The 11680-nt window shown below is 72.2% G+C and carries 10 protein-coding genes and 1 pseudogene; 1 reads left to right on the forward strand and 10 read right to left on the reverse strand.

Annotation, left to right across the window (positions count from 1 at the left end; all coding sequences use genetic code 11):
- The 4 genes from V7793_RS24880 to V7793_RS24895 form a co-directional block, all read right to left on the reverse strand.
- A partial coding sequence (locus tag V7793_RS24880; protein ID WP_336010105.1) for an ABC transporter ATP-binding protein occupies nucleotides 1-827 on the reverse strand: 827 nt, incomplete at its 3' end.
- Nucleotides 824-1816 (reverse strand): ABC transporter permease, encoded by a 993-nt coding sequence (locus V7793_RS24885; RefSeq protein ID WP_336010106.1) that lies wholly within the window; start codon nucleotides 1814-1816, stop codon nucleotides 824-826. The genes V7793_RS24880 and V7793_RS24885, both read right to left, overlap by 4 nt.
- Nucleotides 1817-1822: 6 nt before the next feature.
- Complete coding sequence (locus V7793_RS24890) at nucleotides 1823-3607, reverse strand: ABC transporter substrate-binding protein (RefSeq protein ID WP_336010108.1); 1785 nt, start codon at nucleotides 3605-3607, stop codon at nucleotides 1823-1825.
- A gap of 112 nt (nucleotides 3608-3719) precedes the next feature.
- Nucleotides 3720-4691 carry an ABC transporter permease gene (locus V7793_RS24895; RefSeq protein ID WP_336010110.1) on the reverse strand — a complete coding sequence of 324 codons (972 nt, stop codon included), beginning with the start codon at nucleotides 4689-4691 and terminating at the stop codon, nucleotides 3720-3722.
- Nucleotides 4692-5104: 413 nt separating this feature from the next.
- Between V7793_RS24895 and V7793_RS24900 the strand changes: the two genes are divergently transcribed.
- Nucleotides 5105-5560 carry a subtilase-type protease inhibitor gene (locus V7793_RS24900; RefSeq protein WP_336010112.1) on the forward strand — a complete coding sequence of 152 codons (456 nt, stop codon included), beginning with the start codon at nucleotides 5105-5107 and terminating at the stop codon, nucleotides 5558-5560.
- 90 nt (nucleotides 5561-5650) lie between these two features.
- On the opposite strand, the gene V7793_RS24905 is transcribed toward V7793_RS24900, so the two are convergent.
- The 6 genes and pseudogenes from V7793_RS24905 to V7793_RS24930 all read right to left on the reverse strand — a co-directional run.
- The gene (locus V7793_RS24905) at nucleotides 5651-6733 is read right to left on the reverse strand and encodes a S1 family peptidase (protein WP_336010114.1); all 1083 of its coding nucleotides are present in this window, start codon (nucleotides 6731-6733) and stop codon (nucleotides 5651-5653) included.
- Nucleotides 6734-7110: 377 nt separating this feature from the next.
- The gene (locus V7793_RS24910) at nucleotides 7111-7989 is read right to left on the reverse strand and encodes a slipin family protein (protein ID WP_336010117.1); all 879 of its coding nucleotides are present in this window, start codon (nucleotides 7987-7989) and stop codon (nucleotides 7111-7113) included.
- A 165-nt stretch (nucleotides 7990-8154) separates the two neighbouring features.
- Nucleotides 8155-9069, reverse strand: a complete 915-nt coding sequence (locus tag V7793_RS24915) for a S1 family peptidase (RefSeq protein ID WP_336010119.1) — start codon at nucleotides 9067-9069, stop codon at nucleotides 8155-8157.
- A gap of 163 nt (nucleotides 9070-9232) precedes the next feature.
- The gene (locus V7793_RS24920; protein ID WP_336010120.1) at nucleotides 9233-10033 is read right to left on the reverse strand and encodes a DUF1684 domain-containing protein; all 801 of its coding nucleotides are present in this window, start codon (nucleotides 10031-10033) and stop codon (nucleotides 9233-9235) included.
- Nucleotides 10034-10038: 5 nt separating this feature from the next.
- Entirely contained in the window at nucleotides 10039-11391 is a 1353-nt protein-coding gene (locus V7793_RS24925; RefSeq protein WP_336010121.1) for an NtaA/DmoA family FMN-dependent monooxygenase, read from the reverse strand.
- A pseudogene (locus tag V7793_RS24930) lies at nucleotides 11388-11680 on the reverse strand (LLM class flavin-dependent oxidoreductase); the annotation flags it as partial. The pseudogene V7793_RS24930 and the gene V7793_RS24925, both read right to left, overlap by 4 nt.

Genomic DNA, 11680 nt, shown 5'->3' on the forward strand with positions numbered 1-11680 from the left:
TCGTCGACCGTCGGCAGGCGCGTCCCCGGCACCGTGTTCAGCGTCGGGGCCGCGCCGGTCAGCGCTCTCGTGTACGGGTGTGCGGCGTCGTTCAGGAGTTTGCGGGTGGGGCCCTCCTCCAGGCCCCGCCCGCCCCGCATCACGAGCATGCGGTCGCACGTCCGCGCCACCACCCCCACGTCGTGGGTGACGAGCAGCACCGCCGTGCCGCTCTCCTCCTGCAGTTCCGCCAGGAGGCCGAGGACCTGACGCTGGACGCGGGCGTCCAGCGCCGTCGTGGGCTCGTCGGCGATGAGCACGTCGGGGCTGTTGACCAGGGCCATGGCGATCATCACGCGCTGCCGCATGCCGCCCGAGAACTGGTGCGGGTAGTCGCGGGCGCGGGCGGCCGGGATGCCGACGCGCTCCAGCCCGGCGAGGGCCTTCTCCTTCGCATCGGCCCGCCGCCCGGCGCCCGCCGGGGCGTGCACGCGGTACGCCTCCGCCAGCTGCGCGCCGACCGTGTGGAAGGGCGAGAGCGCGGCGAGGGCGTCCTGGAAGACCATGGCGATCCGCGCGCCGCGCAGCGCACGCACCGCGGACTCGGGCGCGCCGACGACCTCCGTGCCCCCGACCAGCACGCTGCCGCTCACCCGCGTACGGACCGGGTCGTGGAGCCCCATCGCCGCGAGCCCCACCGTGGACTTGCCCGAGCCGGACTCCCCCACCAGCCCCAGGACTTCACCGCGTTCCAGGTCGAAGGAGAGGCCGTCGACGGCCGTGGTCTCCGTACCGCCGCGCCCCTTGAAGGAGACCGTCAGGTCGCGTACGGACAGGGCCGGGGTCATGCGAGCCTCACCCTCGGGTCGAGCCAGGCCACCACCAGGTCGGCGAGGGCCACGAACACCACGACGAAGAAGGCGGCGAGCAGCACCGTGCCGACCACCGTCGGCAGGTCGTTCTGGACGACGGAGTCGACAGCGAGCTTGCCGACGCCGCCGAGCCCGAAGACCGTCTCGGTGATGAACGCGCCGCCGAAGAGCGCCCCGGCCTCCAGCCCGAGCAGCTGGACGAGGGGCCCGGCGGCGCCGCGCGCCGTGTACGTGCCGTGCGCCCGCAGCGTGGTGAGCCCCTTGCCGCGGGCCGTCCGCACGTACCCCTCGTGCATCGTCTCGAGCGTCTGGGAGCGCGCGAGGCGGGCGAAGACGGCGGCGTTGACGAAGCCGAGGACGAGCCAGGGCAGGAGCAGCCCGGCCGCCCACGCGCCGGGGCCCTCGGCGAAGGGGGCGTAGCCGGGCAGCGGCATCAGGTCGGTCGAGTAGACCAGCAGGTACTGCAGGGCGTAGCCGAGGAAGTAGATCTGCACGCTCGCGCCGACCAGGGTGAAGCCGGACAGCAGCCGGTCGGTGGCCGTGCCCCGGCGCAGCGCGGCGGTGAAGCCGGCGCCGATGCCGAGGACGACGATCACCACGAGCGCGCCGCCCGCGAGCGACAGCGTCACGGGGAAGCGGTCGCCGATGGCGTCGAGGACCGGCTGGTGGAGGGTGTAGGAGTAGCCGAGGCAGGGCGCGGCGCAGTCGATGGCGCTGCCGTCGACGTCGCTGATGGTGCGGCCGGCGACGAGGCCGCGCAGGTAGTCGAGGTACTGGTCGGCCAGGGGCTGGTCCAGGCCCATGCTGTGGCGGACGGCCTCGACCTGTGCGGTGTCGCACTTGGGGCCGCAGGCGATGAGCGCGGGGTCGGAGGGGGCGGCGTAGAAGAGCCCGAAGGCGGCGGCGGTGATCGCGAGGAGCACTGCCGCGGCCTGGAGGGCCCGGCGCAGGAGGTAGCCGGTCATGGAGCTTTACGACCTCTTCAGGTACAGGTCCGCCGCCGCGATGGACCCGTAGATCGGGTGGATGGCGGCGCCGCCGACGTTCTTGCCGCGGAACTGGGTGACGCTGGTGTAGAGGAACGGCACGACCGGGACGTCCTTCATGACGGTCTGTTCGAGGGCGATGAGGGCGTCGGCCTTCTGCTGCGCCTCGCCGATGGCCGCGATGCGCTCCAGCTCCTTGTCGACCTCGGGGTTGCTGTAGCGGATGGAGTTGGCGAGGGCGTCGAGCTTGCTGTGGTAGCTGTCGGGCAGCAGCGTGGACGGGGTGGGCCAGTCGACGGAGTTGGTGGACAGCCACAGGTCGTAGGGGGCCGGTCCGCGGAAGACCTCGTTGGTGAAGGCGGCCTTCTCCAGCGGCTTGGTGACGAGCTTGATGCCCGCCTTGGCGAAGGCCTCGACGAGGACCTGGGCGAGCCGGTCCTTCTCGGGGGCGTCGCTCTCGTACGCGTAGGTGAGCGTGTCGGCCTTGGTCTTCGCCCGGGCCAGGTGCTCCTTGGCCTTCTCGATGTCCCCGGTGGGCGCGACGGGGTAGAGGTCGTACTTCTTCCAGCCGACGACGGCGGGCGAGGAGAGCGTGGTGGCGAAGTCGCCGAGGCGGGGGCCGCCGAGGACCTGGCGGGCCTGTTCGCGCGGGAAGAGGTAGTGGATGGCCTTGCGGACCTCGGGGTCGGTGACGCGGCTGTTCTTGATGTAGAGGTCGCTGGTGTAGGCGCCCTGGCTGCCGGCGACGAGGAGGTCCTTCTTCTTCGGGTCGCGCCGGGCCTCGGCGTAGAGCTCCGGCGGCACCTCGCTCTTGGTGGAGAGGGTGTCCGCTCCCGCGCCGCGCCCGTTGAGGACCTCCTGCGCGGTGTTGAGGACCTTCTTGCCGAAGGTGAACTCGAAGCGGTCGGCGTACTGGTGGCGGATGGGGTCGGTCTCCGGCTTCCAGTGCGGGTTGCGCTCCAGGGTCAGGCTCTGGTTCTGCTTGTGCGCGGCGATCCGGTAGGGGCCGGTGGCGAAGGGCCGGGTGTCGTAGCCGGTGCCGGTGTCCTTGTCCTTGCGGACGGGTGACGAGGAGGACTGGGCGGCCATGTAGGGCACGTCGGACTGCGGCTGCGGGAAGTGGAAGACGATCGTCTTGGCGTCGGGGGTCTCGATGGCGCCGAGGTCGCCGTGCTCGGGGCCCGCGTACTTCTCGACGGCGGCGGTGCGGTCCTCGGAGCCGGTGAGCCACTCGGGCCAGTAGGTGGGGCCGAGTTCGAAGCCGGGGGCGAAGGTGCGCTCGATGCCGTACTTCACGTGCTCGGAGGTGATGGGCTCGCCGTCCTCCCAGGCGATGCCGTCCTTGAGCCTGTACGTCCAGGTGCGGCCGCCGTCGGAGGACTGCCCGGTGTCGGTGGCGAGGTCGCCGACGAGCTTGGGCTTGCCGTCCACGACCTGATACTGGGTCAGCTGCCGGCCCCACAGCAGGGACGTGCTGTACGACTCGCCCGCGTAGATCTTCTGCGGGTCGAGGTGGCCGTAGTCGTTGGCGTTGGCGATGCGCACGGTGCCGCCGGTCCGGGCGCCCTCGACGGCCGGGGCGGGGCCCCGGCTGTCCTCGGCGGTGCCGAGCGTGGCGGTCAGCCGCTGGCCGCTCCTGGCGGCCGTGGCGCCGCCGCCCTCGGCCCCTTCCGCCTCCTTGCCCGCGCCGGCCGAGCAGGAGCACATCAGCATGGCGGCGGCGGTGACGAGCGCCGGAACGGCTGCGGTGCGCGGACGGATACGGGCCATGGTGAACTCCGGATTGAGGAAGGAAAGGGTTGCGATGCGCCCGTAAGGGGCGCGGGGAACTGCGCGACCAGCCACGGACGGCCCGCCGTCGACGACGATCCCGGCGGAAGCCTCAGCGCGCGATCCGGGGATCGAGCGCGTCCCGTACCGCGTCGCCGAGGAGGTTGAAGGCGAGGACGAAGACGAGGATCGCCACGCCGGGGAAGAGCATGTAGGTCGGGTCGTCGTAGAAGACCTCGGAGCCGCGGGAGATCATGCGGCCCCAGTCGGGGACCGGCTCGTTGATGCCGACGCCGAGGAAGGACAGCGCGGCCTCGGCGGTGACGATGCCGGGCACGGCGAGCGTGACGTGCACGAGCACGGGCGCCCAGACGTTGGGCAGCAGCTCGCGCAGCACGATGTGCCGGCGGCTCGCCCCGACGGCCCGCGCCGCCTCGACGAACTCCCGCTCGCGCAGGGCCCTTACGGAAGTGCGCAGGACCATCGCGAGCGGCACCCAGCCGAAGGCAGAGAACACCAGGATGAGGGAGGTGAACTGCATCCAGGCGGGCTCGTTCTCCCCCGGGCCGACGAAGCGGGTCCGGATGACCGGACTGAGTGCGAGAAGGAGCAGAAGTGTCGGAAAACCGAGCAGCACATTGCATACGAAAGTGAAGGCCCGGTCGGCGAGACCGCTGAGATAGCCGACGGTCACCCCGAGGACGACGCCCGCCACGGCGATCACGGCCACGGAGGCGAAAGCGACCAGCAGCGAGGTGCGCATGCCGTAGAGCAGCTGGGCGAACACGTCGCGGCCGAGGCCGGGTTCGATGCCGAACCAGTGGTCGGCGGAGATGCCGCCGTTGGGCAGGACCGGAAGGCCCTCGGCGCTGAGCAGACCGGCGCCGTGCTGGCCGTAGTGCTCGGTGGGATTCTTCCCGTACAAGGCTGTGACCAGGGGCGCGGCCGCCGCGAGCACGGCGCAGAACAGCACGACGGCGAGGGCGGCCATGCCCGTGCGGTCGCGCCGGAAGGCGCGGCAGGCGGTGGCGAGGGGCCCGCGGGAGGGCGCTTCGAGGGGTCCTCCTGAGTGCACTTCGGCCATTTGCTGCCGCGCTCCTGAATCGCTCCGGCCGCCGGTTGGTCACACGGCGGGCCTCTTTTCGGCCGGTCTGCGGGGGTCTCCCGCCCCGGGGTGCGGATCATTAGATCCAATGAATCAGGTGGCCGCAAACCATCTTTTTGAAGGCAGTTTTGATAATTCATCAATGATTACAAGGAATCTTCGCTGGTCAATATCCCTGTAACATTAAATGCCCTCAATTGCCGCCAATCGGTCATGCATGAAAGCCGGACCACTTCCCTCGCGTCTCGTATGAGACGCGCCTCACGCGAGTTCCGGCCACTACCGAGGGTTTTCAACCAGCGACTGAAAGTGTTCGACCAATGTGCGTTCATGCCCAACTTGGGCAAGACTTCCGTCCGTTATCTGCAGCCACGAGCAAGGGAGTGTTCGGAATGCGGTACATCACTGGGGGCATCGCGATGGGCGCCGCGCTCGCACTGGGCGGCGGCCTCCTGGCCGCCGGAACGACGACCGCGAGCGCAGCACCCGCACCTGTCTCCGCAGCACAGACGCAGAGTCTGTACGCCTCCTCCGCCCTGGTCCTGACCGTCGGTCACGGTGCGAACTCCACCGAGGCCTCGGTCGACCGCGCGGTCACACTGACCTGCTTCCCCAAGGCGACGGGCTCGCACCCGGACGCGAAGGGCGCGTGCGCAGCACTGCGCGCGGCCGGCGGTGACCTCGAGAAGATCACCACCATCAAGTCCGGTACGGCCTGCACCAAGGAGTGGAACCCCAGCGTCGTCACCGCCGACGGCGTGTGGGAGGGCAAGCGGATCCGCTTCGAGCGCACCTTCGCGAACCCGTGCGAGGCGAAGGCGGGCAAGGGCACGCTCTTCGAGTTCTGAAACCCCCCGCAGAGCGGCTGAACGCGAGGCGGCCCCCGGACACCGTGGAGGTGTGTCCGGGGGCCGCTCTCCGTCGTCCTCCGCAGCCGTTCAGGAGCCGCCGAGGGTCGCGTGGTACGCCGTGAGGACCGGAGCCAGGGGCTGGAAGTACGTCATCCCGCCGCTCGTGCAGTCGCCGCTGCCGCCGGAGAGGATGCCCAGGGCGTCGCTGCCGGAGAAGTAGGAGCCGCCGCTGTCGCCGGGCTCGGCGCAGGCGGTGGTCTCGGTCAGGCCGGTGACCTGGCCCTCCGGGTAGTTGACGGTCACGCCGGTGCGCTTGACGGTGCCTTCCTTCACCCCGGTGGTGGAGCCGCTGCGCCGGACCCTCTCGTTGACGACCGCGTCGCGGACGGCGGTGACGGTCTGCGACGAGCCGTTGTAGAGGTTCACAGCGCTCGGGTGGGCGACGGCGCCGGTCGCGGGGTACGCCGCGAGGGCGTAGTCGTGGCCGGGGAAGACCGCGTTCTCGGTCGTCGCGATCTGCGGGCCGCCGTTGGTGGCGCGCCAGGTGCTCTCGGCCTTGCCGCAGTGCCCGGCCGTGACGAAGCCGTCCGTGCCGCCGGCCCGCCTGACGTTGAAGCCCAGGGAGCAGCGGTGGGTGGAGCCGAAGATCGCGTCACCGCCCGCGATGTACCGGGTGAGCTTCGCGGACGTCCTCTTCACCAGCACGGCGTCCCCGAGGGAGCCGACCGACTTCTTGAGCCGCGCCAGCTTCGCGCCCGTGACCGTGGGGTCGGCGGTCACGACGACCCGGTTGAGGGTCGGGTCCGTCCCCCAGGTGGTGCCGGGGATCGCCTCGCCCGCGTCCAGCGCGGCCTTCGCCGAGTCGAGCTCGGCCCGGGAGTTGCGGACGGCGCGGGGCTCCCCGCCCATCGCGCGGACCAGGCCGGCGGCCTTCCCGTCGGTGATGTTGACGATGAGCCTGCCGAGGGTGGAGTCATAGTACGAACCCGCAGTGGCGTCCTCCGGTCCGGCCGGGAGGGTCCGGGCGACGGCCGCGGCGCCGGAGGCGGAGAGCGCGGAGGCCGGGGCGGGCGAGGCGCCGGCCTGCTGGGGGCTGAGGGTCACGGCCGCGAGGGCGGCCGTGGCCGCGGCCGCCAGGGCCGCGCGCACGGGGATCCATCTACGCTTCAACTCGGCACCTCCAGTGGGGGGGTTGGGCGCCGCCACGGGATCACCGCGGGCCCGGAGGGGGTACGACATGGGCCGCCTCCGGCTTTACAGAGGGCGCGTCCATGCCAAGTCGACCAATCGAGTATCCCGGAACCGGGGAGGGCGCGCACAAGGCGGACTCCTCCTGCGCGCGTGTCGCTTTACGCGCCCCAGCACGGGATCCGCGCGGGAGCGGGGGGAGTTGCGCGGCGCGCCCCTCTGAAATCCGGCGCCGCCGCCTTAGCCCACCGGGGGACCCCCTGACCCCATCGGCCCCACAGCACTACGCCGTCCGGGGTGCCCACGGCGACGCCCCGGAAGCCATGGCCTCGGATTCACGGGCCGCACCGGCCTCTACGTCAGGTGCCCGGGGTGCCCGGGGGCAGTTCCTCCGGAGGCGGCGGCGAGGGTTCCACGGCCGGGTCCGGCGCCGGCGGCGGCTTCGCCGCCAGGGGCTTGTCCGGGGGGACGAGGCCCTGCTGGGCCGAGCGTTCCAGGAAGCGGAGGAGTTCCACCGGGAACGGCAGGACCAGCGTGGAGTTCTTCTCCGCCGCCACCGCCACCACCGTCTGCAGCAGCCGCAGCTGCAGCGCCGACGGCTGGTCGGCCATCGTGGCCGCCGCCTCGGCGAGCTTCTTCGACGCCAGCAGCTCCGCGTCCGCGTTGATCACCCGGGCCCGCCGCTCGCGCTCGGCCTCCGCCTGCCGGGACATGGACCGCTTCATCGTCTCCGGCAGCGAGACGTCCTTGATCTCGACGCGGTCGATCTGCACGCCCCACCCGATGGCGGGGCTGTCGAGCATGAGCTCCAGGCCCTGGTTGAGCTTCTCCCGGTTGGAGAGGAGGTCGTCGAGGTCGCTCTTGCCGATGATCGAGCGCAGTGACGTCTGGGACATCTGGGACACCGCGAAGCGGTAGTCCTCCACGGCGATGACCGCCTCGGCCGGGTCCACGACCTTGAAGTAGACGACGGCGTCCACACGGACGGTGACGTTGTCGCGGGTGATGCCCTCCTGGGCGGGCACCGGCATCGTGACGATCTGCATGTTCACTTTGCGCAGCCGGTCGACGACCGGGACGATCAGGGTGAACCCCGGGGGGCGGATCTCGGGCAGGAGCCGCCCGAGCCGCAGCACCACGCCGCGCTCGTACTGCTTGACCACGCGGGCCGCCGCCGCGACGTACACCGCTGCGGCGGACGCCGCGGCCACCGCTGCCACCACCAGATCCTCGACCATGGGAGGCCCCCTGCCGTACATCTCAGGCGTTATGTCCACGGTATGCCCGTATCGGCCACAGGGTCGAGCCCCCGGCCGAGGTGCGGACCGGAGGCTCTTGTGCTGGGGCCCCCTGGACGTGCCGGGACCCTCGGGCCGGTGGATGCGGGACCGGGGGCGGGGCCCTCAGCCGATCGTCACCCCGTACGCCTTGAGCGCCGGGCCGACGGGCTGGAAGTAGGTCGTTCCGCCGGAGCTGCAGTTGCCGCTGCCGCCGGAGGTGAGGCCGAGGGCGGTGGAGCCCGCGAAGAGGGCGCCGCCGCTGTCGCCGGGCTCGGCGCAGACGTTCGTCTTGATGAGGCCGCGGACGACCTGGCCGTTGCCGTAGTTGACGGTGGCGTTGAGGCCGGTGACCTTGCCGCCGTGCAGGCCGGTGGTGGAGCCGCTGCGCTGCACGGACTGGCCGACGGTCGCGTTGCCGGCGGCGGTGATCCGCTGGGTGCGGCCGTTGTAGAGGCTGACCTCGCTGGGGTGCGGGAGGGAGCCGTTGGTGTACTGCACGATGCCGTAGTCGTTGCCCGGGAAGCTGGTGCCCGTGGTGGGGCCGATGCTCGTGGTGTGCCCGGAGTTGCTGTAGTAGGGCGGCTTGCCCTCGGTGCAGTGGCCTGCGGTGAGGAAGTAGGCGGTGTTGCCCTTGCGCACGTTGAAGCCGAGCGAGCAGCGCCAGCTCGGGGCGTAGATCGCGTCGCCGCCGGCGAGGAAGGGGCGGAGGGTGCCGGGGGTGCGCTCGATGCGTATGGCCTCCACCGCGGTGCCGGCCTTCTGCTTGATCCTGGCGAGGGCGGCGGCGGAGACGGTCGAGTCGGCGGTGACGACGAGCGTGCCGGATTCCTGGTCGACGGCCCAGGCGGTGCCGGCGACGTCCGCGGCCTGCACGGCGGTGCTCGCGGCGGACAGCTGGGCGGCGGAGTGTCTGACGGGGGCCGATGGGCCGTTGCTCTCGGCGTGGGCGGCGGTACCGGCGAGGGCGGCCGCGGCGGCGAGGGCGGAGGCGAGGGCGATGCGGGTCGCGGTGCGGGGGGTGGTGCGCTTGATGCTCACGTTCTTCCTCCCGAGTGGGGTCGGTGAGGTGCAGCCGGAACGGGCACGCGGGATTCCACTTTCGTCGTGCCCCTGACAAGCACTGTTCGGGAGTATTCGGGCCGCGCGCCGACCGCCGCAAGAGCATCTTTCGGACGGCGCGCACCCGTGTCCGGCGGTGGCGCTAGCCCACCAGCACGCGGCGCTCCCCCGCCGGGACCGCGATCGGCAGGGTGTTCCCCGGCGGCGGGAAGGGGCAGATGAAGTGGTCGGCGAAGGCGCAGGGCGGCAGGAGGGCGTGGTTGAAGTCGACCGTCACCCGCCCGTCGACGCCGGGCGCGGACGTCCGCAGGAACCGGAAGCGGTAGCTCGTGTCCCCGCTCGTGCCGTCGGCGAACACCGCCCACAGCGTGCCGTCCACCTCGACGGCGACCTGCAGCGCGAACGCGGAACCGGCGGCGTCGAAGGTCAGTTCCCCGTCCAGGCCGAGTCCCCGCTCCCGCCCGTCCGCGTTCTCCACCTGCACCCTGCGGCTGCCGTCGTACGGGCGGAAGACCCCCGGCAGCACCCAGTCCTCGTCGTACTCGAAGGCGTCGATCGCGGTGAACGCCCGCCGCCCGGCCGAGCCGGGGTCGAAGACGCGCACCGCCCACAGGCCTTCCCGGCGCAGCACCAGGATCTTGCGCCCGCCGTAGTCGACGCGGGCCGTCGCGGCCGGGCCCTTGTCGACGCCGAGCCGGACCTCGCCGTTCAGCGGCCGGCCGTCCGCGGTGAGCCCGTCGGCGGCCGTGGCGGTCAGCAGTACGGCGTCGCCGTCCTCGGTCCAGTGCCCGGGGATGGCGGGAAATCGCCCCTCGGCGGCGTCGGCGAGCCAGTAGGTCCCCGTGAGCGAGAGCGGCCCGTACGGCGCGCAGACCGTCTCCGTACGCTCCTCGCGCCACGTCTTCCACTGCTGCCGTGCGTCGTTGCCTGTGTCCGTGCTCATGACGGTCAACCTTTCCATACGGGCAGCGGCAGCCCGAGGTGTTCGCGGAGCGTCGCGCCCGTGTACTCCGTACGGAACGCGCCACGCTCCTGCAGCAGGGGCACCACGCGGTCGACGAAGTCGTCCAGCCCTCCGGGCGTGAGGTGGGGGACGAGGACGAAGCCGTCGGCGGCCCCGGCGGTGACGTACTCGTCCAGTTGCGCGGCCACCGAGGCGGGGGCGCCGATGAAGGACTGCCGGCCGGTCGTCTCGATCACTGTCTGCCGGATGGACAGCCCCTTGGCCTCGGAGACGGCGCGCCACCGGGCGGCCACGGCGAACCGGTCGGCTGTCCGCACCCGCCCCTGCGCCACCTCGCCGCCCGGGTCCGGGTCGACGTCGGGCAGCGGCCCGTCGGGGTCGTAGCCGGACAGGTCCCGGCCCCACACCTGCTCCAGGGCGAACAGCGCGTTCTGCGGGGAGACCTGCTGCCTGCGGATCTCGGCGGCCTTCTCCTGGGCCTCGGCGTCGGTGTCCCCGAGGGCGAACGTCGCCCCCGGCATGATCTTGAGGTCGCCGGGCCGCCGGCCGTACGCGGAGAGCCGCCGTTTGACGTCGGCGCAGAAGGCCCGCCCGGCTTCCGGCGTCCTGTGGCGGGTGAAGACGACGTCGGCGGCGGAGGCCGCGAACTCCAGGCCCTCGCCGGAGTCCCCGGCCTGGATGACGACCGGGTGGCCCTGGGGGCTGCGGGCCACGTCGAAGGTGCCGGAGACGGAGAAGTGCCGCCCGTGGTGGGCGAAGGGGCGCGGCACGCCGTCGGGCGTCCAGGAGTCCCACAGCTCGCGCGCGGTGGCGACGAACTCGGCGGCGCGCGTGAGGGGGGTCCCCCCTGTTCGGGCGAAGTCGAGAGCCCGGGGGAGCCCGGCCCGGTCGAGGTGGCCGCCGCGGCGGAAGTTCTCGCCGGTGAAGGCGTCGGAGGAGGTGACGGCGTTCCAGGCGGCGCGCCCGCCGCTGAGGTGGTCCAGGGAGGCCAGGCGCCGGGCGAGTTCGTAGGGCTCGTTGAACGTGGTGTCGGCGGTGGCCGCCAGGCCGATCCGCTCGGTGACGGCGGCCAGGGCGCCGAGCACGGTGAGCGGCTCGGGGCGGCCGACGGCGTCCAGGTCGTGGATCCGGCCCTTGTGCTCGCGCAGCCGCAGGCCCTCGGCGAGGAGGAAGAAGTCGAAGAGGCCGCGTTCGGCGGTGGCGGCGAGGTGCCGGAAGGAGGAGAAGTCCATCTGGCTGCCGGACCGCGGGTCTGCCCACACGGTCGTGCTGCTGACGCCGGGGAAGTGGGCGGCCAGGTGCATCTGCTTGCGGCGGCGTGCCCCGGGGGCGGTCATGCGGGCCTCCTCGCGGTGGCGTAGCGGTTGGCGGGGCGCGGCAGGCACAGGTGCTCGCGGAGCGTGCCGCCGGGATAGAAGGAGCGCAGCAGACCGCGGTGCTGGAGTACGGGGACGGTCCCGTCGACCAGCAGGGCGAGGTCCCGGTCGGGGTCCGCGGGCCGGAAGTGGAAGCCGTCGACCACGCCGTCGGCCCACCAGGAGCCGGCCAGGTCGGCGAGGGCGACGGCGTCGGCGGCCGCGTACAGCGCGACGGGCAGGGAGGCGAGGACGACGATCCGGCCGGGGT

This window comes from Streptomyces sp. KLMMK (genome assembly GCF_036961605.1).
Taxonomy (GTDB): domain Bacteria; phylum Actinomycetota; class Actinomycetes; order Streptomycetales; family Streptomycetaceae; genus Streptomyces; species Streptomyces telluris.